We start from the raw sequence: 21,458 nt of genomic DNA on the forward strand, positions 1-21,458 counted from the left end.
GCGCCGCGCGAGTTCACGGTATCAAGATTGCGCGCATGTGTTCAATGTAAATTTCGTGGAATTTCTATTGACGTTTCATGAAACTTCGATACTGTGGCTTCAGACACAGCGATGTGTCACCCCACACTTCTCCGAAACCCGGCTTCCGGGTCCCTCGCGGTCGTGCCGGCCCACGAGCCGACCGAAACCCCACCCACCACCTCCAGGGAGGTTGTCCCATGACCGCTATCTCGCACAGCGGATCGTCGGCGGGAGTCACCCGCCAGTACGCCCCATATGTCCAGGCAGACTGGGGCTTCGCCAACCATTGGTATCCCGCTCTGCTCTCCCACGAGCTCGAGGACGGCAGCGCCAAGGGCGTCACCATCGGTGGACATGACATCGCGTTGCGCCGCAGCGCCGGCAAGGCCTACGCGGTATCCGATCGGTGCATCCACCGCGGGGTGAAGCTCTCGGCGAAACCGATGTGCCTGTCCGAGGGCACGATCACCTGCTGGTACCACGGCTTCACCTACGGACTCGAGGACGGAAGCCTCACGACGATCGTCGGCAACCCCGACGACTCGCTGATCGGAAAGGCCGGCATCCGGACCTACCCGGTGGAAGAGGTCAACGGGATCATCTACGTGTTCGTGGGTGAGGAGGATTTCGGCACCCCTCCGCCGCTCGCCAACGATCTTCCTGCACCGGTCACCAACGATCCCAACGATTCTCCGGTTCCGCACCTACTCGACGAGGGCATCGTGATCCGGGGGATCCACCGCAAGCTGGTCGGCAACTGGCGCCTCGCGGCCGAGAACGGCCTCGACCCGGGGCACCTGCTGGTGCACTGGGACAACCAGATCCTTGTCGCTCTGGACCGCGCTCTGCCTCTCGGCGTCAACGCTCTCACCGACTCCGCGACCGAGGAGATCGACATCGAGAACGGTCCCAAGGGTGTGATGAACCGCTACGACCGTCCCGACCTGTACCAGCCGGTTCTCGACAACCCCAAGGTCAACATGAAGGCCCGCGGCACGGTGCCGCACTACTTCCGCACATCGCTGTGGGTTCCCGGTGTCCTGATGGTCGAACACTGGCCCATCACCGATCACGTCCAGTACGAGTTCTATGTCCCGATCGACGATCATCATCACGAGTACTGGGAGGTCATCGCTACCCGCGCCCGTACCGACGAGGAGATCGCGGAATTCAACTTCAAGTACGACAACTTCATGCTGCCGCTGGCACTGGAAGGTTTCAACAACAGTGACGTCTTCGCGCGTGAGGCCACCGAGGAGCACTACACCCGCTTCGACGGCTGGAACAACGAGATGCTGTGCGACATGGATTATTCCATCATCGCGTGGCGCAAGATGGCAGCTCGTCACCCCCGGGGCTTCTTCGAGTCGCCGTACCTCGACGAGGACTGAACCATGACGATCACCCCGACCGAAGCGGTCGCGACGTCCGGTACAGATGTCACCCACACCGTGGACCTGACGTTCGCGGACGGCACCAAGACGGTGACCGTGCCTGCAGGCTCGACGGTCCTCGAGGCGGCAGAGGCCGCCGGGGTCCGCCTGGTCAGCCAGTGCACCGTCGGTACGTGCGGCACCTGCGTCGGCAAGGTCGTTCGCGGCGACCTCCAGATGCCTCGGGATCGAGTGTTCTCCTTGCGACAGGACGAGATCCGCGACGGACAGCGCCTGTTGTGCCAGTCGGTGGCGTGCGTGGACAGTGAAGTCGAACTCGACTATCCGGCCTCGATGCTGGACGACTACCCGCTCGTCGCCGCCACCGCCAAGGTCGGGGCGATCACCTGGCTCGGAGAGTCGGTGGTGGAGCTCGTGCTCAAATTGCCGAAATCCGTCCGGTTCGCCTTCCGTGCGGGGCAGTACGTCCGGATGCAGGTGCCGGGTACCGAGGAGTGGCGCTCGTACTCGATGGCCTCGGGTGAGCGCGACCGCAAGAAGCTCACCTTCACCATCCGGGTCCTGCCGTCGGGGGCGATGTCGGACTATCTCCGCAACGGTGCCGTGGTCGGCGACAAGATCGAAATCGAAGGCCCCAGCGGCGCATTCGGTCTCGTGGAGGAATCCGGCCCCACGTTGATGATCGCCGGCGGCACCGGTCTCGCGCCGATGCTGTCCATGCTCGAGAATCTGCAGACCGCTCGCGAGGACACCCCGATCCGCCTGGTATTCGGATGTACCAGGGAAGCGGATCTGTTCCACCTCGACGAACTCCGTGCACGGCAGAGTTTCATGCGCACTCTCGACGTCCGGGTCGTGTCCGATGAGCCGACCTCCATCGACGGGGTCCTCACCGGAAACCCGGTCAGCGTCCTCACCGCGGACGACGTTCGTGACCCCCGTACTACCGCCTATCTCTGTGGACCTCCCGCGATGCTCGCCGCCGCGCACGACCGGCTGGTCGAACTCGGCCTGCCGGCCGAGCGCATTCACGCCGAGCAATTCCTTCCCAGCTAGCCGCTCGCCGCGGCACCCCTTTCGAAACAGAGGACGATATGAGCATCACCCGCTTGGGCGCTCTGAGTGTCGATGTCTCCGATCTCGACACCTGGCGTCAGGTCTTGGTCGATCTGCTCGGCCTGCAGGCACGCCCCCGAGTCGACGACAGCGATCCGCTGCTGATCCGGCTCGACGACCATCACCACCGCATTGCGTTGTACCCCGCGGACGAGGACCGGATCCGGGCCATCACCTGGGAGGTCGACGACCTCGACGATCTCCGTGATGTCGCGGAGCGGGTCGCGGCCGAGGGCATCGACGTCGAATGGATCGACACCGGCTCACCGGAAGAGCGACTTGCCGTCGCGGCGTTCCGATTCACCGACGCCGACGGTTTTCCGAACGAGGTGGTCTTCGGGCCCACGATCGACCACACCCCGCTTGCCGGGGGAGGGGTGATCAGTGGGTTCGTCACCGGTGAACTCGGCCTCGGTCACGTGGTCCTGATGTGCAAGGACTACCCCGCCGCGGTCGACTTCTACACCCGAGTCCTCGGTTTCGATCTCACCGACTACATCGTCTGGGACGGCGCGGACGCCACCTTCCTGCACTGCAATCCGCGGCATCACAGCCTGGCCTTGATGAACGAGTGCTTCAGCTTCACAGGCGGCGACTTCAACCATCTGATGATCGAAGTGGCATCCCTGGACGACGTGGGCCGCGCCTACGATCTCGTCACCGGTGCGGGGATCGCACTGCAGATGACCTTCGGCCGACATACCAACGACGGCGTCACGTCGTTCTACATGCGTACACCGTCCGGCTTCGCGATCGAGATCGGCTACGGAGGCGAGAGGATCGACTCCGACAGCTGGGAGGTCAAGACCTTCCGCTCGCCGTCGCGGTGGGGCCACGAGCCACAGAAGGCCGGATGAATACCGTGACCGGTTCCGAGACCGGCTCTCCGATCGCCGGCATCCTCGCCGACGAGCACCCGAGTGTGTCTGCCGTCGAGCGCTGTCTGGACCGGATCGCGAAGCGTGATCACGTAGTCGGGGCATGGGCGCACCTCGACCCCGGTCTTGCGATCGAGCAGGCCCGGGCGCGTGACGGAGAAGAGCGACGATCTCCGCTGCACGGCATTCCCATCGGGCTCAAGGACATCATCGAGACCGGCGACCAGCCGACCGGTTACGGGTCGAGTCTGTGGTCCGGTTGGCGACCCGTGCAGGACGCGGAGGTCGTCCGCCGGCTCCGGCGCGACGGCGCCGTGATCCTCGGCAAGACGACCACCACGGAGTTCGCTACCTACCGGCCTACTGCGACCCGGAATCCGCACGGGCTCGGTCGAACTCCGGGCGGATCGTCGAGTGGGTCCGCGGCTGCCGTCGCGGACGGTCAGGTGCCGCTCGCACTCGGCACCCAGACCGCAGGGTCGGTGCTGCGGCCGGGTTCGTTCTGCGGGGTGTTCACGCTGAAGCCGACCTACGGGCGGTGGCCGTTCGACGGGGTCCTTCCCGTCGCGCTGACTTTCGACACCGTCGGTGCCTTCGCTCGTCATCCGGCATGGCTGGGTGCGATGGACGAGTCGCTCTCGACCGACGGAGCCTCCACTCCGCCGGCGTCGGTCCTTCCGGCGTTGCACGAACTTCGGGTAGGGATTCTCCGGCCGCCGTGGGCGGACCGGGCCACCTCGGCCGCAGCCGCGCTGCTCGACGAGTTCGCGGAGAATCTGCGCGGTGTGGTGGCCGACGTACGGGACGTGCCGGTCCCGGACGCGCTGGGCGCGCTGGACGGTGCGCACACCCTGATCATGGCCGCGGAAGCCGCCGCCTCGCTCGCCGAGCGTGTCGCCCGGCCACACGCCGAACGCGTCTCCGAGCAGTTGCATCGCTTTCTGCACGACGGCCGCACCGCCACCCCCAGCGAGATCCAGTCGGCGCGTCAGGTGCTGCGGGACGTCCGAGCGTTCGTGGGAGGTGTGTTCACCGAGGTCGACGTCCTGGTCACGCTCGCGGCGCCGGGTGAGGCCCCGCCGATCGAGGCCGGTACCGGGGACCCGGTGTTCAACAAACTTGCCAGTATTGCCGGATGTCCGGCCGTCGGTCTGCCTGCGGGACGTGGGGTCGAAGGTCTGCCCCTCGGCATCCAGATCGTCGCGCCGCACCACGCCGATCAGGGGCTGGTCCGTATCGCGACGTGCCTGACCGACCGCGTGGGACTGGCGCATCGTTTCGAGGTCCACGAAGGGGGCCGACCGTGACCGACACTCTCGATACCACCGACGCCGTGACGCTGGACCCCGCTCGGCGGGAGATGTACGAGAAAGTCTGCGCGAAACTGAACCCCGACCGGTTCAGGAACCTGCTCGTCGACCTGGTGAATATCCACAGTCCGACCGGTCGGGAGCGTCCCGCGTCCGAATACATGGCGAACTACTTGCAGGAGAAGGTCGGTATCGGTGCCCGGTACCAGCCGATCTCCGAGCACACCGGCAACGCGATCGGTGAGCTGCCCGGTTCCGGTTGCGGTAGCCGACTACTCCTCTACGCGCCCATAGACACCCATATCGACCCCGAGGCCGACGTGCCATGGGTCGGGAAGTCGTTGCGGCCCGACATGATTCCGGAGGCGAAGGTCGACGGTGATCTGGTGATCGGGCTCGGTGCATCGAATCCGAAGTGCATGGTGGCGGGATTGACCGAGGTGCTGCACGCGGTCGTCGACGCCGACCTGCCGTTGCTGGGTGATCTGGCCATCGGGTTCGCCGGTGGTGGGATGCCGGTGAGTATGAGCAACCGCGACCAGGTCGGTATGAGCTCCGGTGTGTTCCACCTGCTCACCCACGGTATGATGCCCGACCACGCGATCGTGCTGAAGCCGTGGTGGGCGGTGTACCCGGAGGAACCCGGGATGTGCTGGTTCAAGGTGACCGTGCGCGGGACCTTCGGGTACGCCGGTATCAGTCGCGGTACCGAGGGTTTCCGGTCGTCGATCGTGCCCGCGGCCACGGTGATCCACGCGATCGAGGCGTGGCTGCCGGAATACACGGCACGCAACACCTCCGGGTCGACGCTGCCGGAAGGGTGGATCTCGGCGGTCCGCTCCGGAAACCCGGACAAGCCGGCCTTCCCGTCCGCCGCGACCGAGATCTATCTCGACGTGCGGGTCAATCCACGGACCACACCCGGCGAGGTGCGCCACCAGTTCGCCGAAATGATTCGTGCCCTGCGCACGCGGCATCCCGACATCGAACTGGATTGGGAGATGTACGGGTCCCTGCCGGGCGGCATGACCGACCCCGACAACTGGATCATCCGGAGCTGTCGACGCGGTTGGGAAGAAGTCGAGGGCAGGCCCTACGAGTCCACCCCGCTGCTGGGCGGACAGACCGACGGGACCCTTATCCGTCGTCTCGGAGTTCCCTGTGCCCGAATCGGTTACCCCTGGCCACCGGCGAGTGCCCCGGCCGAACTCGACGAGGGTCTCGGCGGCATGGGCGTCGCCTCGGTGACCGACGTGATGATGGCGACCCGGGCGATCGCGTTCGCGGTCGTCGACACCCTGACCCGTACCCGAGAGGAACTCGACCTGTGAAGCGCGTACTGAACATCGTCCCCGTTCCGGTTCCGCCGGAAGCGCTGGACGCTTTCGCCGCCCAGCTCTCCGGTGACTTCGTGCACCCGGCGTTCGAGAACGTCTTCGTCTCGGCACGCAATGGCGGCGGCGCCCTCGACAGCGCCTACGAGACGACCCTCGCGGACGCCTTCGTGCTCGACGCGGGTTGTCGTGCGGAAGAGCAGGGTTACGTCGGGGTCTGTGTGAACTCGATGAGCGATTCGGCGCTCGCCGCCTTGCGCTCGAGGCTGTCCATCCCGGTCGTCGCACCGAGTCAGGCCACGATGCTGCTGGCCTGCCTGCTCGGCAGGAAGTTCTCGGTGATCACCATGTGGCCGCAGTGGCACGAGTTGTACCACAAGGCTGCTCGCGAGAACGGCATCACTTCCCGGCTCGCTTCCGTGCGTGACATCGGTGTCCGTCCCGACACCGCCGAACTACTGGCAGGCAAGGAGGATTTCGTCTTCGCAGCACTCGAGCGCGAGGCGAAGACAGCGATTGCGGAGGACGGCGCCGACGTCATCATCCTGGGCTCGACGACGATGCACCGGAGTCATGCCCACCTGTCCACCGTCCTCGACGTGCCGGTGCTCAATCCCGGTGTCGTGGCCTACAAGATGTGCGAGATGCTCGTGCAGACCGGCCTGTCGCACAGCAAGCAGGCATACCCCTCTCCCGAGCGGCCGCAGGACGACCTGCTCGCCGCGGTGGCTTCCGTCTTCACTTCCGAGGAGTTCTGATGCAGGTCGATGTCAATCCCGAAGTTGCACAGACCATCCGCACCGCCGGATTCGAAACCAACTATCACGACGTAGGGGAGGGAGACGGCATTCCGGTGCTGCTCCTCCACGGTTCCGGCGCCGGCGTTTCGGCATGGGCCAACTGGCGGGGACTGATCCCCGCCCTCGCAGAGCAGCATCGAGTAATCGCTCCCGACCTTGTCGGCTTCGGATACACCACCCTTCCCGATCCGGTCCGGTTCGAGATCTTCGATACCTGGATCGATCAGATCCTCGCTCTCCTCGACGGACTCGAGATCCCGAAGGTGCACGTGGTCGGCAACTCGTTCGGTGGTGGCCTCGCGTTGCACCTCGCAGTTCGGCACCCGCAACGTCTCGGCCGAATCGTACTGATGGGAGCCGGTGGCGTGCAGTTCGACTTCACGCCCGAACTCGATGCGCTCTGGGGGTACACACCCTCGGTCGAGAACATGAAGAAGATCATGGACATCATGGCCTACGACCGGTCTCTGGTCACCGACGAACTGGCCGAACTGCGGTACCGGGCGACCATCCGGCCGGGCGCACAGGAAGCCTTCGAACAGGTCTTCCCCGCACCTCGGCAGCGGTGGCTGGACGCGCAGATCGTTCCCGACGAGGACCTGGCTGCCATCGAGCACGAGGTACTCATCCTGCACGGACGAGAGGACCGCGTGGTGCCGGTCGCCGCGTCGCAGAAGATGTTCGGCCTGATTCCCAACTCGCAGTTGCACGTCTTCGGTAAGTGCGGTCACTGGACTCAGATCGAGCACGCCGCGCGCTTCCGGCAATTGGTGAGTGCGTTCTTCGCCGAGGACGCCGCGGAGGCGAACAAGGCATGACCGCACGGGGACGAAGCGTTGCAGTGGTGGGTGCGGGTATAGCCGGCCTGTGTTCGGCGAAATTGCTGTCGGAGTTCGGTTTCGACGTCCACATCTATGATCGGACACCCGACGTCGGTGGGGTGTGGAGTGTGACGCGCCGGTATCCCGGTGTCACTACGCAGAACAACAAGGGCACGTATGCGTTCTCGGACTTCCCGATGCCGGACGAGTACCCCGAGTGGCCTACCGGTGAGCAGGTCCAGCGATACCTCGAAGGCTATGTCGAACATTTCGGACTTCGGCGTCTGTTGCGGTTGAACACCGAAGTGGTCTCGGCGGATCAGGATCCGGTGTCCGAGCGGTGGAGGGTCACCGGTCGGCACCTCGACTCGCATGAGCTCACAGTGGGGGAGTACGACTTCCTCGTGGTGGCCAACGGTATCTTCTGTGATCCGTTCGTCCCGCCCTACGAAGGCAAGGGCGAGTACGAGGCAGCGGGCGGCCGGCTCTGTGCAGCATCGGATTTCCATGATCTCGCCGATGCGGAGAATCGTGACGTGCTGGTGGTCGGGTACGGCAAATCATCCTGCGACGTAGCCGAGGCGCTGAGCGAGGTCGCGGCGTCCACTACGGTCGTGGCTCGCGAGGTCACATGGAAAATGCCGCGCAAGCTGGCAAACGTGCTCAACTACAAGTACATCCTGCTCACTCGTCTCAGCGAGGGGCTGTTCGAGCACATCGAGCAGCGAGGATTCGGGCGGTTTCTGGTCGGGCGGGGCAAGTTCGTCCGGAACGGTCTGCTCGGCGCTGTCGAAAAGGTCGCCCGTCGGCAACTACGGCTCGATCGGACCGGATTGGTGCCGGAGGGATCGTTCGAGCGGATCGTGCGTCACGCGGTCAGCCTCGCTACCGAGGGTTTCTACGAGAAGGTCGAGGCCGGCACGATCTCGGTGCGACGGGGCCGATCCATCGTGGTTCTGAGAGAGAAGGACGGTCGGCCGGTCGCCGAACTCGACGATGGAACGGTGCTGCCGGCGGACGTGGTCGTCTGCGCCACCGGGTTCGTACAGCGAGTGCCGTTCCTCTCGGCAGAGGTGCAGGCACGCCTGTTCGATGATGACGGCAACTTCCTGCTCTACCGTCAGATCCTGCCCGACGACGTGGCCAACCTGTACTTCGTCGGCTATGGGTCGTCGCTGTTCAGTCCGCTCAGCGCCGAGGCCGCGGCGTTGTGGAGTGTCAATCACATGCTGGGCGGGGATATTCCGCCCGTGGAGGAGCGCCGCGAGTTCGTCCGCTCACGACTGGACTGGATGATCGAGCGCACCGAGGGTAAGCAGGCTCGTGGCACGAATATCATTCCCTTCTCGCTCCGGCACGTGGACGAGGTTCTCGACGAGATCGACCTGAATGTCGGCCCCGGTACCCGCCTGCTGCAATGGCTACTGCCTGCCCGCCCGTCCTCGTACCGGCATGCCGCCCAGGAATTGAAGCGGCGGCACTCGGTGAGCGGCAAGAATGAGGTAGTCTCGGCGGAGCGTTGATCGTTCTCGTATGAGTACCGGCCGAAGCGCCATGAGTCCACGGATATGCCGATATCGTGGGACGAAACAGTTCGGAGGTAGCCGCATGTGCACAGCCGCCAACTACACCGCCAAGGACCACTACTTCGGCCGGAATCTCGACCTCGAGTACTCCTACCGGGAAGCGGTGACGGTCACGCCACGAAACTTCCCGTTCGAGTTCCGCAGGGTGCCGTCGCTGAAGTCGCATCACGCCATGATCGGCATGGCGACCGTCGCCGACGGTTATCCGCTCTACTACGACGCGACCAACGACGAAGGTCTGAGCATGGCGGGCCTGAATTTCCCCGACAATGCCGATTACAAGCCGCCGTCCGAGGACGGCACCAACGTCGCGTCGTTCGAGTTCATTCCGTGGGTCCTCGGGCAGTTCGAGACCGTCGCGCAGGTACGGGACGCACTTGCGGATGTGCGGATCGTCGACACCGCCTTCAGCGAGGAATTCCCGCCGTCGCCGCTGCACTGGATCATCTCCGACAGGAACGAGTCCGTCACGGTCGAAGCTGTCGCGGAGGGCCTGAAAGTCCACGAGAATCCGATCCAGGTCCTCACCAACAACCCGACCTTCGATATCCAGCTGTTCAACATCAACAATTTCATGAACTTGTCGGTCGATCCGCCCGAGCCGCACTTCTCGAAGGAAATACCGTTCGACGTGTACAGCCGCGGCCTCGGCGCCGTCGGGCTGCCGGGCGACCTGTCCTCGATGTCACGCTTCGTCAAAGCCGCCTTCACCAAGGTGAACTCGATCTCGGGCGATTCCGAATCCGAAGCGATCAGCCAGTTCTTCCACATTCTCGGATCCGTCGAGCAGCAGCGAGGATGTGTCCGGCTCGGCGACAAGTACGAGATCACCATCTACTCGTCGTGCTGCAATACGGACAAGGGCATCTACTACTACCGCACATACGAGAACAGCCAGATCACCGGTGTGGACATGCACAAGGAGGATCTCGACGGAAGCGAACTCGCGTCCTATCCGCTGTTGAAGGAACAGAAGATCCTCATGCAGAACTGATCGCCGCACGTTTGACGGCGGCACACAGGGTCAATTCCTCGGTGTATTGCGTCATCCACGCCTATGAGGAGGACCCGACATGGCGGCCACCGTCTCCGACCGATTCGACATCGACGCCGCGCCCGAACAGGTGATGCGCGCGCTCGAAGATGTCGAGCGCATCCCGGAATGGTCCTCGGCCCACAAGAGTGTCGAGGTGCTCACCCGGGATGCCGACGGCCGCCCACATCGGGTTCGCATGACCTTGTCGCTGTTCGGTTTCTCCGACACCCAGACCATCGAGCACGACTGGACCGAACGGTCGACGTCGTGGACTCTCCTCGACAGCGCGATGCAGCGCAGCCAGGACGGTGAGTACGCCCTCGAACAGATTGCGCGTGGAACCCGGGTGCACGTCACCATGTCGCTCGAACCGAAGGTTCCGGTTCCCGGTTTCGTGCTGAAGCGAGGGCAGAAGCATGCGGTCGACGCGGTCCGGAAGGGTCTGACCGAGTTCGTGCTGGCCAACTACGTCTGATCTGCCGTCGGCAATTCGAGGGTGAACCGCGCTCCTCGGCCCGGTCCTTCGCTGTGCACGCGGATGCGACCGTCATGGGCTTCGACGAGCGCCCGCGCGATCGTCAGCCCGATGCCGGTGCCCCCGTGGTTCCGGTCGCGTGCGGTGTCGGCACGATAGAACCTGTCGAAGAGATGGTCGAGGTGATCGGACGAGATTCCGCTGCCCGTGTCCGTCACGGTGATCTCTGTCCGCGCGCGATCGAGCATGCGCGTGGCGACGGTGACGGTGCCACCTTCCGGGGTGTGCCGCAGAGCGTTGTCCAGCAGGTTCGCCAGTACCTGCCCGAGGCGTTCCGGATCGACCGTCACCGGCGCGGATTCTGCGATGTCGACGTGCAGCGCCACCTGTTTGCCGTCGTACTGTTCGCGCACCGCGTCGACTGCCGTGGTGACGAGGGCGCCGGTGGTGGTGGGTACCGGCGTGATGCGCGTGAGGTGTTCCTCGGCGCGGGACACAGCGGTGATGTCCTGCGCCAGCCGGTCCAATCGGAGGGTCGCCGCACGCAGGATCTGCCGCGTGTCGTCGTCGAAGGTTCGGACGCCGTCCTCGAGTGCCTCGAAATACGAGTCGAGTGTGGCGATAGGGGTCCGCATCTCGTGACCGAGATCGGCCAGCATCCTGCGCCGGGTGGTTTCGGTCGCTTCCAGTCGCCGTGCGAGTTCGTTGAAACTCGCCGCCACTTGGTCGAATTCGCTGCCGAGTCCCGGAGCGGCGACACGGGTGTCGTACCGGCCTCCGGCGATCTGCGCAGTGGAGGTGGTCACCGACGTGAGCGAACGCTGGATGCGGCGTGCGATGTACCAGCTCACTGCTGACGCCAGGAGCACTGCGAGGGCGACTGCCAGACCCCACGCCAGAACGATCGACCAGGTGAATGCCTCTTCGACGTGCGCCGCCTGACTCGAATTGTGGTCGATGCCGGCCTGGCCGAGATGGTCGTGGAAGATTCCGGGGGCGAGGGCGGAGGCCACGAGCCACGCACTGACGGCGCATCCGACGACGACAGCGATGAAAGCGACGAACAGGCGGGTGCCGAAGCTCATGCCGGTGGGGGAGGATGCCGTCATCGCCCTGTGCCCATCCGGTAGCCGACGCCCCGCACGGTGCGCACGAAGCGTCCCTGGGTCGCGTCGTCGCCGAGTTTGCGGCGCAGATGGCCGATGTGCACGTCCACGAGGTGTTCGTCGCCGACCCAGTTCTGCCCCCATACGGCCGCGATGAGCTGTGCCCGGGTGAACACGACACCGGGGTCCTGGGACAGGGCGGCGAGGATGTCGAACTCGGTGCGGGTGAGCGCTACCGGTGTGTCGCCCACGGCGACCTCCCGTCCGTCGACGTCGATGGACAGAGCGCCGAACGTCCGGGGCGGTCGGCCCGCGGAGTCCGTCACCGGCCCTGCCGTCCGGGGACGGCGCAGCATCGCCTGGATGCGGGCCATGAGTTCGCGCGGGCTGAACGGTTTCGTGAGGTAGTCGTCGGCTCCGACGGACAGTCCGATCAAGGTGTCGATCTCGTCGGTGCGGGCGGTGAGCATCACGACATAGGCGTCGGAGAAGGTGCGCAATTGCCGGCACACCTCGATGCCGTCGAGCCCGGGGAGGCCGAGGTCGAGCACGAGGATGTCGGGATCGATCCGGCGGGCGAGCGTCACTGCCTCGGATCCGTCGCCGGTGATCGTCACGTCGAAACCGTCGCGTTCGAGATACGAACCGACGAGGTTCGCCAACGACTCCTCGTCTTCGACGACCATGGCCCGCATCCGGGCGGTCGAGCCGGGGGCGGGTGCGGATCCGCCGGAGGTTCCCGTCGGGCGAACAGAGGAAGGCATGGGATCCATCATCGTCACCCGCCGTGGTGCTGACGACATGCCCGAACTTCTTGAGCAAATCTTCATACGATCTCCACCCGAACCCGGGATCGCACACGCGAGGGTGGATGCCATGAACAAGCAGGCTCTGGCCGCCGGTGCGATCGCGCTGGCGGTGGCATTCACGACGTCGGCGTGCAGTGGTTCCGGTAGTGACGAGGGAACGACCAGCGCTTCGCCTGCCGCGACGTCCGGTGAGAACACCGCGCCGTTCGATCAGGAAGACGTGATGTTCTCGCGGATGATGATCCCGCACCACGCGCAGGCCGTCGAGATGAGTGACATGCTGCTCGCCAAGGATGGGATCCCGGAGCCGGTGAGGGCACTGGCCGAGCAGATCAAGGCCGAGCAGCAACCCGAGATCGAGCAGTTCGAGGCGTGGCTCGACGAGTGGGGCATGACGCCCATGCACCGGGAGGACACTCCCCGGATGGACAGAGGCGACATGCTCGGCATGCCGCACATGGACGAGATGCCGCACATGGACGGGATGATGAGCGAGCAGGACATGCAGGCACTGTCCGATGCTCAGGGCGTGGCCGCCGCCCGTATGTACCTGGAGCAGATGATCGTCCACCACGAGGGTGCGATCGAGATGGCGCAGGACGAGATCGAGGACGGGCGGTATTCCGGCACGGTCGAGCTGGCTCGCACCATCGCCGACACCCAGCAGAAGGAAATCGATACGATGCGTCAGCTGTTGACCACTCTGTAGCCGATCTGCGCTTGCGGTTCGTCCCGCCGGCGAGTGAGGAGCCGTCGATGTCCCAGCAGGTGCACGAACACACCCACGAACACGCCGGCCGCGATCGACATGCGGGCACGGCGCGCACGGGGAAATGTTCCGGCGACGGCGTCCACGATGCTCCTGCCCTGGTGCGCGCCGATGTCGGCATCGCGATCGGGGCGGGTACGGATGTGGCGATAAAACTTCCCCTTTGTTGTCGCGCGTAAGAAACAAATCTGTGCGATGATCTCAATCGCATAACGTATCGGCGCCGCTACGGAGGATGCGGTTTCGATATACGGGGTTGTCGACCTTCGAGTGCAGGGAGGTACTCGGGTGTCGACGCGTCTCGGGGAGGAGACACACAATGAGGGTTCTTCCGTCATGACCACGGTTCGTCAGGCGAATGGCGATGCTGTACAAGATATTTCGGCTACCCACGCCGGTGCCGCCGCGCCGGCCGGCAGTCGGATGTCCACGCGATGGGACTGGCAGAAGTCCTACGTCGACACGCTGTTCGTCACCGACAGTCTGGTTATCGCGCTGGCAGTCGCCCTCGCGCACGTGATGCGGTTCGGGCAGGATTCGATGGTCACCATGGACGGCGTCGGAACGCTGAGTTACACCCTCATTTCCGTCGCGTTCGGCGTCGCGTGGATCGCTTTCCTGGCTCTTTTCCGCACGCGGTCGAGGCGGGTGATCGGCGCCGGCTTCGAGGAATATCAGCGCGTCGTCTCGGCGACGCTCTATCTCTTCGGTCTGGTCGCCATCGTCGCGCTCATCTTCCGGATGGAGCTCGCGCGTGGCTATCTCGCCATCGCTCTGCCCGCCGGTCTCGCGGGCCTGCTGTTCTGCCGGTGGGTCTGGCGACGGGTGGTCGCACGTCGGCGGCGGAAGGGTGAATTCACGACGTCGGTGCTCGTGGTGGGTGGCGCTCGCGCAGTTCGTCACATGGCCAGCACATTTCAGCGTCGCAGCGGCGAGGGTTATCGCGTGGTGGGTGTGTGCGTGCCGCGTTATTCCGGTGTGCCGGGCGAGAGCATCGATGTGGACGGACGGCAGATCCCGATCCACGGCGACGAGAGCACCGTCGTCGAAGCGTTGCGCGCCTCGGGTGCCGACACCGTCGCGGTGACCGCCACCGAGACGCTCGGCCACGAAGGCATCCGCGACCTGCTGTGGCAGCTCGAACCCGAGCGCGCCGATCTGGTGGTGGCGACCGGTGTCGTCGACGTGGCCGGCCCGCGCATCGAGATGCGTCCGGTTGCCGGGTTGCCGCTGATCCATGTGGAGAAGCCGAGCTATCACGGTGCCAAGCGCAGCGGGAAGCGTCTGTTCGACCTCGCGTTCTCGCTCGCCGCTCTGCTGTGCCTGGCTCCGGTGTTCGCGATCGTGGCGCTGCTGATCAAGCTCGAGGACGGCGGCCCGATCTTCTACAAGTCCGAGCGCATCGGGCTCGACGGAACCCCGTTCGGAATGATCAAGTTCCGGTCCATGGTGCAGAACGCCGACAAGATGGTCGACGCCTTGCTCGATCAGAACGAGGGCGCCGGACTGCTGTTCAAGATGAGGGAGGACCCGCGCGTCACTCGCATGGGCCGGGTCCTGCGTCGGTTCAGCCTCGACGAGTTGCCGCAGTTCCTCAACGTCGTGCGCGGGGAGATGAGCGTGGTGGGTCCGCGTCCGCCGCTGCGTCGCGAGGTGGAGAGCTACGACGGCCGGGTCAAGCGTCGCCTGCTGGTGCGTCCGGGCGTGACGGGTCTCTGGCAGGTCAGCGGCCGATCGGATCTGTCGTGGGACGAGTCGGTGCGTCTGGATCTGTCGTACGTGGAGAACTGGTCGATGGTCTCCGACGTGCTGATCATCGCGAAGACCGTGAAGGCTGTCGTCGCCAGCGAAGGTGCGTACTGACTCTCAGGGGACGTAACCCTGGAATCAAGATCAACAACACGCTAGTGTCACATACTGTCGTCGTCCCCTGCACGGCGACGTCGAGCCCCGCCGGAAGGTTATTCGCATGCCCTTCCGGCGGGGTCTCTGCTCTTCGCGGCCCCTTTCGAGGTCGAAGCACAGGAGTGACCCGCCCGACAGGGTGAAGTTCGGGGTGAAGTCTGCCCATCGATGTAACGCAACCACGAGTTGGACAGTTGTCCAAGTGTGCATTGGATCCTGTATGTACTGCTCGGCTGGGCCGGCGTGTCGGTTACCGCCGCGATGATCTTCGGCCGGATCATCCGCGTGCGCGACGAACGTGAGGCCCCTACCGACGCAGACGCATCTTCACCACGCGTCCCTGTCGGGGTGGACAAGCGCTGATCGCCCTCGGTGAGTGCCGGGGCGTTTGCGGTCGGGTCGCCTCGGGAAGCCACTGTGCAACGAGCTCTCGAGCACTTCGATCCATCATCGATTCACAGGCGGTACTCATGGCCGAGCAAGACGTGCACACCACCAAGACCGATCAACTGAAGTTTCAGGATCCGACTACTCGCTACCCGTCCATCTCACCTCCGAAGCAGGATCAGCCCGAGCCGGGACTCGACGCCGACATGGTGCCCAAGGCCGACATCGGCGAATTCTCGTACCGGGGCACGGGCCGCCTCGAAGGTCGCAAGGCGCTGATCACCGGGGGCGACTCCGGCATCGGCGCTGCCACTGCCATCGCGTTCGCGCGCGAGGGCGCCGACGTCGCGATCTCGTACCTGCCGGACGAAGAACCCGACGCCAAGAATGTCGCACGCATCATCACCGAGAGCGGTCGCAAGGCGGTCACTCTTCCCGGGGATCTGACGGATGCCTCGTTCTGCTCCGACGTCGTGAACCAGGCGGTCGAGCAGCTCGGCGGACTGGACATCCTCGTCAACAACGCGGGCAAGCAGATCGCGGTAGAGGGGCTCGACGACCTGCCCGACGATCAGCTCGAGCAGACCTTCCAGGTCAACATCCTCGCGATGTTCCGCACCACCCGTGCGGCGTTGAAGCATCTGCAGCCGGGCTCGACGATCATCAACACCACCTCGATCGTGGCGTACCAGCCGTCGCCGGCGTTGATCGACTACTCGTCGACGAAGGCCGCGATCAACAACTTCACGAAGAACATGGCGACCCAGCTGGCGGAGAAGGGTATCCGTGTGAACGCGGTTGCGCCCGGGCCGATCTGGACGCCGTTGCAGCCGTCGGACGGCCAGCCGAAGGAAGAACTGCCCGAGTTCGGGCAGAACACCCCGCTCGGACGTGCGGGACAGCCGACCGAACTGGCACCGGCCTATGTGTTCCTGGCGTCACCGGAATCGAGCTACGTGGTGGGTTCGACGATCCACGTCAACGGTGGGATGCCGTCGCCGTAAACGAGCACTTCACTTGCAACACGCTGGTCGTAGTCTCCGACCCTGCGGTCATCGCGAACGTCGTCGAGGACGACATCGTCACGATGTACGTGGAGGTGCAGGGAAGTTACTCCTATGACACCCAGAGCGGCGGGAACACCACTGTGGCGAAGGTTGCCGTTCGCATGGTTGAGCTCGTCGGCTAGGACCGTCCGCCAGAAGACGGACCGGGCCGGCTGGATCCTTCGAATGAATGACGCGAGCCCCGTGTAATCCGAACAGTGTCATGCGAACGGGTGAATCTGCAGGTGACTTCCTTACCCGGCAGTAACAAACCGGGGACTTCATACGTTGTTCGATATGTGAACTGGGTTTTCTGGCTGATCGTCGGGTGGCTAGCCGTATCGGTGGCCGTCGCGATCGTCTTCGGCCGTGTCATCCGCGCCCGCGACAAACGCGAGATCCCGCCGTCGCTCCACCAGGACGACGAGCAGTGGCGGGACGCCGGCTGAGCCTGCCCCGCCCAGAGCGGGCAGCAGCAACTCTGACGGGGCCCGGATCGCCTGTGGTACGAGCAGTCGATGGAATCGGGCTACGTGAAGGCTCGACGGCCCACCTCAACGGCGGACGCCGTCGCCCAGGGTTGAGCCGCAACAAACGAATCGTGCGCGTCGGTGATGACTACCGACGCGCACGACTCGTTCTGGAACGTCAGACCGCGCTGCGTACAGCCCCTCCGTAAGTGCGTCCCCTGGCTGCCGAGATCGGCACGACCGAAGCAACGTCGGAGGAGGCTTCCGCCAGCGCTGCAAGGATCTGCTCGGGGCCGGCGCATGTGCTTGCGCACGTGACCCCTCGAGCCCGGAGCTTCTGAAGGGTGAGTGCTTCGGCGGTAGTGCAGTAGCCGTCGAGGATGTCCTCGGTGAGGATCGCGTAATCCACTTCGCCTTCGAAGGCAGTGATGGTCTCGATGCCTGCGAGATCGAGGCTCTCCTGCAGTTCTCTCCACCGGTCGAGTGCGACGGCATCGGAGGGAGTGCCGAGGAAAAGTACCCGCGCCGGTCGGTCGGAAGGCGATGATGTCGTCACAGGCTGCTCCAGGGTGCGAGTAGGTCAGGTGAAACCGAATAGCCACTCCCGGTAGGGAGTTACACCTTCACCTGCGAAATGTGTTGTTTCACACTGTGTACAGCACTGGTTCATCTGCCGCTACCTGGAGAACCATCAGGAAACACGAATGTGACAGAAGCCGTTACGGTTCGGACCACCCGGTGAGGACTTTGGTCCCGAAATTCTTCGTCAAACACGCGAAAGCGACAATGTCCTTCAGGTGAAGGCATCGGGCCACTTCGGAGCGCGCTACTTTCTCCGAGGAGTCCCCAGCACGACCGCACCTGACCCGATTCCCCGCGACAGGGCCGCAAGAACCTCGACCACCGACCAGGCAGTGATCGCGGAGGTGCGCCCGTCCGACGCCGGGTCGATCGAGTTCTCGAACATCAACTCGTATCGGCCGAGCGGTGACTCCCACTTCACTATGTGACGTGTGCTGGTGGCATCCGGGTCGGCAATGACCACCACCTCGACCCGATCGAGCCCGAGCGTCGCGAACGCGAGAGCCACCGACGAGTTCGAAGTTCGAGGGAAGGTCAGTGCTGCTTCTCTGGCGGATCCTCGGAACACCTCACGTTCCGCGTCCAGACCTTCTTCGATGCCGAGAGCACTGGGTCGTTTGATCGTGGTGTGAGTCAGGCGGGCGTCGCGTGTGCCTGCTCGTGCCGCCGAGGCCAGAATGTCGAAGCCACCGATCGCGCCCGTCGGGAGCAGCACACGTCCTGGCCCCGCCCCGAACGATTCCACATCGAAGCCGCGCTCGGCGAAGACACCGCATGAGCAGACGACGATGTCCTTACCGCGTTGCACCGCGTCGGGCAGCAGGGTGCGGGCTGCGTCGACGGTGGCTGCTTCCACCACGATGTCGGCGGTGTCGAACGCAGCGTCGGTTTCCTCTGTACTGCTTCGTGAGGTGAGCACGGCCGCGAGGCTCACACCCGGCACCGTGTCGTCGCGCAGAGCGTCGATCACGGTCTGTCCGATCGTGCCGGCTCCGACGACGCACACTGCGATCGGTCGACGCTCGATTCCTTCGGGTGCCAGTTGCCTCACATCCTCTGCGGTATACCGCCGCTCGTATTCGTGACTACGGGCTCATGGTACCGAGGGAAGAGGTCCACGATGTCCGACTCACGACGTCACCGTGTCTCGCGGGACACCGTCCGATGATCGGAATATGTTGCTATCACGTCGAATAGGGAGGCAGCGCGTTGTCGACGGCGGCGAGTGCGTTCACGCAGCCAACGGCATCGCTTCTCGGAACGGAGCGGGCATCCTGTGCGATGTCACCTGACGGCACGGGCACCGTACCGCGCGCCCGAGCTCGTCGTCGGGTAGCCAGCCGTACTCATCGCACCCACCGCACCGCGGTGGGAGTTTCGGTCGGGGTGGTTGCAGTGACTGCCAGACCGGGATCCACGCCGCCGCGGAACGAGCTGGATCCCATGGTCGATGACGTTCGAGCGCGGCACGGACAAGAGCCTCTACTCCATGGGTGTCGATGGATTGTTCGACGAGTGCGCGCTTCGCGGCTGACAGAAAATCGAACCGGGCAGTGAGGCCGGCCCGGCGGCACGCCGTGGCCAGTTGATCGAGGGAAGGGGGCTGCTGCTCTTCGGGTTCGACGGCGCCGGTGCGTTTCGACGCGTGGGGGAGTGCGGCAGGTTCATCTTTTGGTTCAAGGACGGTTCGGGTGACCGGGATGTCGCCCCGCTCGGTCGTTCCTGTCACCCCGTGGCGCTTCGTCTTGTCACCTCGTTCGGAGCTGCGGGGTGACGACGTGTCACCCCGCTTCATCGACAAGTTGTAGAGGACGGGCCGGCGGTCTTCGCGAGAAATTGTCGCTGCAATCCGTTCTTGATCACCCCGGGAAATGAGGCCGAGGGTTGCGAGCGCCTTCAAACAACGCTGCACTTGGCGTTCGCTGATGCGGGCGTACCCGGCGAGCGTCCGCACGGATGGATATGTGTCCGCGCCGTGACGGGACGCGTGATTGGCCAAGCCGAGCAGGACCACCGTCAGTGCTGGTGCCGAGGGCATCCCGGGCGGAGTTGGGGACGGAATTTCGGCGCGTTCGAGCGCCCAGGTGATCGCTTCGATGCTCACGATGTCACCTGCGCATAGGTATGCTGACGCATGTTCGACTCCTTCATAGTCGGACATCCGGCCCGTCGCGATGCCAGTCGCGGCGGGCCATCTGTTTTCAGTTTTCGCACACGCATTCGAGCGCGTGGTTGATCATCTTGGCACCCACGCGGAGGGTCGTCAACGCCTATAGGGGTTCCCAAGTAGCACGAGCCCCGCTGGTAGGGGGGAGGAGCCAGCGGGGCTCAGGTGCTGCCAATTCCCGGGGAGGGGAAGGGGCATGTTGCAGGGAGGCAACACACTTGAGAATTTAACCAGAATCGGTGCCATACGGCACAGCGAAACAAGGACCTAAGTCCCATCGATGTGATTCGATCGCACTTCGCTCAGTCGGCGTTAGAGGCGCCAAGATCAAGCCGCTCGTGGAGCCACTTGCGGAGCCCGTCGCCGTATTCGTCACTGTCGAGTGCCGCGTCGACGGCTGCACGGAGATATCCACCAGGGTTGCCCAGGTCATGGCGGGTCCCGCGATGCACGACGACGTGGACCGGGTGACCTTCTTCGATCAGCAGCGCAATCGCGTCGGTCAATTGAAGTTCTCCGCCGGCGCCCGGCTTGATCCGGCGAAGGGCGTCGAAGATCTCACGATCGAGGAGGTAACGACCGGCGGCAGCAAGCGTGGAGGGAGCGTCGGCAAGAGCGGGCTTCTCCACCATGCCGCGAACTCGCAGAACATCCGGATTTGCGACGTCGGGTACTTCCTCGACCTCGAATACGCCGTACGAGCTCACCTGGCTCTTCGGAACGTCGATGGCGCACAGCACGCTTCCTCCACGCTTGGCGCGGACACGAGCCATCGTTTCCAGGATGCCGCTCGGTCGCACGAGGTCGTCCGGGAGAAGAACGGCGATCGCATCTTCGTCAGGCTCCAGAGCGGCTTCGGCGCAGCCGACAGCGTGCCCCAGACCGAGCGGCTTCTCCTGGACAACCGATCCGACCGTGAGCAGATTCGGTGCGCGGCGTACCTTCTCGAGCAGCTCGAGCTTGCCCTTCGCCTCGAGGTGCTTCTCGAGGTCGAAGTCGTCGACGAAATGCGCGACCACTCCGTCCTTTCCGGGAGCCGTCACGATGAGAAGTCGTTGAGCTCCCGACTGGGCGGCTTCCGTCGCGACGAGTTCGATGCCCGGGGTGTCGACCACCGGCAACAGCTCCTTCGGCACAGTCTTTGTGGCCGGCAGGAATCTGGTGCCCATCCCTGCCGCCGGTACCACTGCTGTGCGGAAAGCTTTGCGCACTCCTACTTCTTGCATGGTTCTACCCTCGCCTCCCCTGTCGAGCGCATGACCGCGCCGGAATACCCGCGAATGCACGATCAAAACGTTGAACAATGGTGAGATACATCTCACCTTCAATATTCCGACCGTCAATCCCGCATCACGTGGGGGTCGGTAAGCGCAGTCTAGGGGCCGCCCTGCGGGTTCGCGAATCGGAGAGTGCACCGAAAGTGCAAGATAGCAGGGAGGATTGCCT

At 64.4% G+C, this 21,458-nt stretch carries 21 protein-coding genes; 14 read left to right on the top strand and 7 right to left on the bottom strand.

All coding sequences use genetic code 11. The annotated features are described in order from the left end of the window. Positions 1-218 precede the first annotated feature (218 nt). The 10 genes from EQ874_RS04580 to EQ874_RS04625 all read left to right on the top strand — a co-directional run bounded on the left by EQ874_RS04580 (position 219) and on the right by EQ874_RS04625 (position 10,771). Positions 219-1,412, top strand: coding sequence for a Rieske 2Fe-2S domain-containing protein (locus tag EQ874_RS04580; protein ID WP_026003435.1), 1,194 nt, complete (start codon positions 219-221; stop codon positions 1,410-1,412). 3 nt (positions 1,413-1,415) lie between these two features. Next, positions 1,416-2,471 carry a 2Fe-2S iron-sulfur cluster binding domain-containing protein gene (locus EQ874_RS04585; RefSeq protein WP_129975820.1) on the top strand — a complete coding sequence of 352 codons (1,056 nt, stop codon included), beginning with the start codon at positions 1,416-1,418 and terminating at the stop codon, positions 2,469-2,471. 38 nt (positions 2,472-2,509) lie between these two features. Continuing rightward, entirely contained in the window at positions 2,510-3,388 is an 879-nt protein-coding gene (locus EQ874_RS04590; protein ID WP_129975822.1) for a VOC family protein, read from the top strand. After that, complete coding sequence (locus EQ874_RS04595) at positions 3,385-4,716, top strand: amidase (RefSeq protein ID WP_129975824.1); 1,332 nt, start codon at positions 3,385-3,387, stop codon at positions 4,714-4,716. Before EQ874_RS04590 ends, EQ874_RS04595 begins: the two co-directional genes overlap by 4 nt. Next, positions 4,713-6,050, top strand: a complete 1,338-nt coding sequence (locus EQ874_RS04600; RefSeq protein WP_242496639.1) for an acetylornithine deacetylase — start codon at positions 4,713-4,715, stop codon at positions 6,048-6,050. The genes EQ874_RS04595 and EQ874_RS04600 overlap by 4 nt, the downstream gene beginning before the upstream one ends. Further along, positions 6,047-6,811 carry an aspartate/glutamate racemase family protein gene (locus EQ874_RS04605; protein WP_016932023.1) on the top strand — a complete coding sequence of 255 codons (765 nt, stop codon included), beginning with the start codon at positions 6,047-6,049 and terminating at the stop codon, positions 6,809-6,811. Before EQ874_RS04600 ends, EQ874_RS04605 begins: the two co-directional genes overlap by 4 nt. Next, the gene (locus tag EQ874_RS04610; RefSeq protein ID WP_129975826.1) at positions 6,811-7,671 is read left to right on the top strand and encodes an alpha/beta fold hydrolase; all 861 of its coding nucleotides are present in this window, start codon (positions 6,811-6,813) and stop codon (positions 7,669-7,671) included. Before EQ874_RS04605 ends, EQ874_RS04610 begins: the two co-directional genes overlap by 1 nt. Then, positions 7,668-9,197 carry an NAD(P)/FAD-dependent oxidoreductase gene (locus tag EQ874_RS04615; RefSeq protein ID WP_037222037.1) on the top strand — a complete coding sequence of 510 codons (1,530 nt, stop codon included), beginning with the start codon at positions 7,668-7,670 and terminating at the stop codon, positions 9,195-9,197. Before EQ874_RS04610 ends, EQ874_RS04615 begins: the two co-directional genes overlap by 4 nt. An 85-nt stretch (positions 9,198-9,282) precedes the next feature. Next, complete coding sequence (gene bsh / locus EQ874_RS04620; RefSeq protein WP_064065201.1) at positions 9,283-10,254, top strand: choloylglycine hydrolase; 972 nt, start codon at positions 9,283-9,285, stop codon at positions 10,252-10,254. A gap of 79 nt (positions 10,255-10,333) precedes the next feature. Continuing rightward, entirely contained in the window at positions 10,334-10,771 is a 438-nt protein-coding gene (locus EQ874_RS04625; protein ID WP_016932019.1) for an SRPBCC family protein, read from the top strand. Here EQ874_RS04625 and EQ874_RS04630 read toward each other — a convergent pair. Beyond that, on the bottom strand, positions 10,762-11,880 hold the full coding sequence (locus EQ874_RS04630) for a HAMP domain-containing sensor histidine kinase (protein ID WP_129975828.1): 1,119 nt from the start codon (positions 11,878-11,880) through the stop codon (positions 10,762-10,764). The two genes, EQ874_RS04625 and EQ874_RS04630, sit on opposite strands and share 10 nt — an antisense overlap. Next, a complete protein-coding gene (locus EQ874_RS04635; protein WP_232284661.1) occupies positions 11,877-12,572 on the bottom strand; it encodes a response regulator transcription factor in 696 nt (231 codons plus the stop codon). Before EQ874_RS04635 ends, EQ874_RS04630 begins: the two co-directional genes overlap by 4 nt. 181 nt (positions 12,573-12,753) lie before the next feature. On the opposite strand from EQ874_RS04635, the gene EQ874_RS04640 reads away from it, so the two are divergent. Next, positions 12,754-13,395, top strand: coding sequence for a DUF305 domain-containing protein (locus tag EQ874_RS04640; RefSeq protein WP_165369196.1), 642 nt, complete (start codon positions 12,754-12,756; stop codon positions 13,393-13,395). On the opposite strand, the gene EQ874_RS22840 is transcribed toward EQ874_RS04640, so the two are convergent. Beyond that, complete coding sequence (locus tag EQ874_RS22840; RefSeq protein WP_165369167.1) at positions 13,374-13,541, bottom strand: hypothetical protein; 168 nt, start codon at positions 13,539-13,541, stop codon at positions 13,374-13,376. The genes EQ874_RS04640 and EQ874_RS22840 overlap by 22 nt on opposite strands. A gap of 337 nt (positions 13,542-13,878) precedes the next feature. Here EQ874_RS22840 and EQ874_RS04650 point away from each other — a divergent pair, with 337 nt between their 5' ends. The 3 genes from EQ874_RS04650 to EQ874_RS04655 all read left to right on the top strand — a co-directional run bounded on the left by EQ874_RS04650 (position 13,879) and on the right by EQ874_RS04655 (position 16,751). Further along, positions 13,879-15,318, top strand: coding sequence for a sugar transferase (locus EQ874_RS04650; RefSeq protein ID WP_129975834.1), 1,440 nt, complete (start codon positions 13,879-13,881; stop codon positions 15,316-15,318). A gap of 246 nt (positions 15,319-15,564) precedes the next feature. Next, entirely contained in the window at positions 15,565-15,723 is a 159-nt protein-coding gene (locus tag EQ874_RS22845; RefSeq protein ID WP_165369197.1) for a hypothetical protein, read from the top strand. A 107-nt stretch (positions 15,724-15,830) separates the two neighbouring features. Next, complete coding sequence (locus tag EQ874_RS04655; protein WP_016932013.1) at positions 15,831-16,751, top strand: SDR family oxidoreductase; 921 nt, start codon at positions 15,831-15,833, stop codon at positions 16,749-16,751. A 690-nt stretch (positions 16,752-17,441) separates the two neighbouring features. On the opposite strand, the gene EQ874_RS23105 is transcribed toward EQ874_RS04655, so the two are convergent. From EQ874_RS23105 to EQ874_RS04680, 4 genes are all read right to left on the bottom strand, one after another. Further along, the gene (locus EQ874_RS23105; protein ID WP_242496640.1) at positions 17,442-17,819 is read right to left on the bottom strand and encodes a hypothetical protein; all 378 of its coding nucleotides are present in this window, start codon (positions 17,817-17,819) and stop codon (positions 17,442-17,444) included. Between the two features lie 270 nt (positions 17,820-18,089). After that, positions 18,090-18,896, bottom strand: coding sequence for an aspartate dehydrogenase domain-containing protein (locus EQ874_RS04670; RefSeq protein ID WP_242496641.1), 807 nt, complete (start codon positions 18,894-18,896; stop codon positions 18,090-18,092). A 180-nt stretch (positions 18,897-19,076) separates the two neighbouring features. Then, complete coding sequence (locus tag EQ874_RS23035) at positions 19,077-19,949, bottom strand: helix-turn-helix domain-containing protein (RefSeq protein ID WP_207213475.1); 873 nt, start codon at positions 19,947-19,949, stop codon at positions 19,077-19,079. 365 nt (positions 19,950-20,314) lie between these two features. Then, positions 20,315-21,238: a UTP--glucose-1-phosphate uridylyltransferase gene (locus EQ874_RS04680; RefSeq protein ID WP_129976016.1), complete on the bottom strand. Its 924-nt coding sequence runs from the start codon at positions 21,236-21,238 to the stop codon at positions 20,315-20,317. Positions 21,239-21,458: the final 220 nt, after the last annotated feature.

The sequence above is a fragment of the Rhodococcus sp. Q1 genome (assembly GCF_004153645.1).
In the GTDB taxonomy this organism is placed as follows: Bacteria; Actinomycetota; Actinomycetes; order Mycobacteriales; family Mycobacteriaceae; genus Rhodococcus; species Rhodococcus gordoniae.

Coding starts and splice junctions, on each gene's coding strand:
- EQ874_RS04580 (WP_026003435.1), top strand. CDS start 219: ATGACCGCTATCTCGCACAGCGGATCGTCGGCGGGAGTCACCCGCCAG.
- EQ874_RS04585 (WP_129975820.1), top strand. CDS start 1,416: ATGACGATCACCCCGACCGAAGCGGTCGCGACGTCCGGTACAGATGTC.
- EQ874_RS04590 (WP_129975822.1), top strand. CDS start 2,510: ATGAGCATCACCCGCTTGGGCGCTCTGAGTGTCGATGTCTCCGATCTC.
- EQ874_RS04595 (WP_129975824.1), top strand. CDS start 3,385: ATGAATACCGTGACCGGTTCCGAGACCGGCTCTCCGATCGCCGGCATC.
- EQ874_RS04610 (WP_129975826.1), top strand. CDS start 6,811: ATGCAGGTCGATGTCAATCCCGAAGTTGCACAGACCATCCGCACCGCC.
- EQ874_RS04615 (WP_037222037.1), top strand. CDS start 7,668: ATGACCGCACGGGGACGAAGCGTTGCAGTGGTGGGTGCGGGTATAGCC.
- bsh (WP_064065201.1), top strand. CDS start 9,283: ATGTGCACAGCCGCCAACTACACCGCCAAGGACCACTACTTCGGCCGG.
- EQ874_RS04625 (WP_016932019.1), top strand. CDS start 10,334: ATGGCGGCCACCGTCTCCGACCGATTCGACATCGACGCCGCGCCCGAA.
- EQ874_RS04630 (WP_129975828.1), bottom strand. CDS start 11,880: ATGACGGCATCCTCCCCCACCGGCATGAGCTTCGGCACCCGCCTGTTC.
- EQ874_RS04635 (WP_232284661.1), bottom strand. CDS start 12,572: ATGCGGGCCATGGTCGTCGAAGACGAGGAGTCGTTGGCGAACCTCGTC.
- EQ874_RS04640 (WP_165369196.1), top strand. CDS start 12,754: ATGAACAAGCAGGCTCTGGCCGCCGGTGCGATCGCGCTGGCGGTGGCA.
- EQ874_RS04650 (WP_129975834.1), top strand. CDS start 13,879: ATGTCCACGCGATGGGACTGGCAGAAGTCCTACGTCGACACGCTGTTC.
- EQ874_RS04655 (WP_016932013.1), top strand. CDS start 15,831: ATGGCCGAGCAAGACGTGCACACCACCAAGACCGATCAACTGAAGTTT.
- EQ874_RS04680 (WP_129976016.1), bottom strand. CDS start 21,238: ATGCAAGAAGTAGGAGTGCGCAAAGCTTTCCGCACAGCAGTGGTACCG.